Source organism: Sinorhizobium sp. 7-81 (assembly GCF_030124405.1).
Taxonomy (GTDB): Bacteria; Pseudomonadota; Alphaproteobacteria; order Rhizobiales; family Rhizobiaceae; genus Sinorhizobium; species Sinorhizobium psoraleae.
On record NZ_JASKLT010000062.1, the window covers coordinates 1 to 1,416 of the forward strand.

Sequence of the window (1,416 nt, forward strand, 5' to 3'; positions counted from 1 at the left end):
CGCCTGGCCGCCGAGCGCGCCGGTCGCGGTCAGCTTCGCCTGCGGGCTGCCGGGTTTCGCCGTCGCATCGGCATTGATCGCCAGGTCCGTCAGCGTGCGCCCGGCAAGCGTCGCGCCGCTGGAAGTCATCTGCGCCTTCACGCCGAGTTCGTCGAGCGGACCGGAGATGTCGGCGCTGAACGCGGCATTGCCCGTTGCGTCCGCAAGCAGTTTGCCGAGGTCAGGCAATGTGCCCTCGATCGCCGCGGTCAGTGCGCCTTCGGCAAGTGCCGCGGAGCCGCGGGCGTCGACAGTGCCGGACGTCAGCTCAAGCGCGCTCAGCCTGACGCTGCCGCCTTCGCCGGTTTCAACGTTGCCGGAGATCGCGATCGTCCTGTCGAATTTCGCGGCGAGGCCGGGGGGCAGCAGATGCGGTTCGGCGAAGAGCTTGAAGTCCGCCGAGGCGGTCGCGTCCGCCCGGTTCAGGCGGCCGGTGACGTTGCCGCGGAAGTCTCCACTCTCGATCGCCATCGGATCGAAGCGGACTTCCCCTTCGGCAACCGTGATCGTGCCTTTCGCGGTGACGTCCTGCGCAACGATGCCGGCGGAGCGAACCGAGGCGATCGATGCGCCGTTCCAGGCGAGATCGTAGCCGACCACCGGCGCTGCTGCCGGCCCGTCGACATCGACGGTGCCGCCGATCGCGCCCTCGGCGCCAAGCGTCGGGGCAAAGGTGTTGATCAGGGTGGCGGGGAGCGCGTTGATTTGCGCCGTGATGTCGAGTTGCTCGCCGGCGGTTCCGGCGACGACAATTGCGCCGTCCGACGCGAGGATGGTGAGATCGCCGAGGCGAACGATGCCGTTTTCGATGGCGACGGTCGCCGGCGCGGCAAGCTGCAGCGGCACCCGCTTCGGGGCTGCCGAGAAGGATGCGAGGCGGATCTCCGTGCGACCGGCATCGCTGACGAGATCGCCCGCGGCTGCGACCGGCGCGCCGTCATAGGACGCGTCGAGCGAGAAGCCGGTTTTTCCCGCCTGCTGCTCGAAGGCGAGATTGAGGGCGGAGAGCCGGTTTTCTCCCTGCCCGAGGCTTTCCGCGCCGATGTTGCCCCTGATTGCCAGCTTGGCGATATCCGCGATGCTGATGTCGGCGGTGGGCCTGGCGATCGTCAGCGCATCGCGACTGATGCTGCCGCCGTTCGCCTTGAGCGCGATCGACGTGATGCCATCGACGCTGCGCACCGTTGCGGAACCGGCAAGATCGCCGGATGCGGTCAGGCCGGCCATCGCGGCCAACAGGCCGAGGTTCGGCAGGTTGAAGTCGATCGTGCCGTTCGGCTTGAAGTCGGGCGTCAGGTCGAGCGCACCGGTCAGCCGGTTGTCGCCGACCTTCGCCTCCAGCGTCGGGATCGAGGTGCGGCCGTTCTCGGAAACGAC

The 1,416-nt window shown here is 68.5% G+C and carries 1 pseudogene; it reads right to left on the reverse strand.

The annotated features are described in order from the left end of the window. Positions 1-1,416: pseudogene (locus QN224_RS33460) on the reverse strand (translocation/assembly module TamB); the annotation flags it as partial.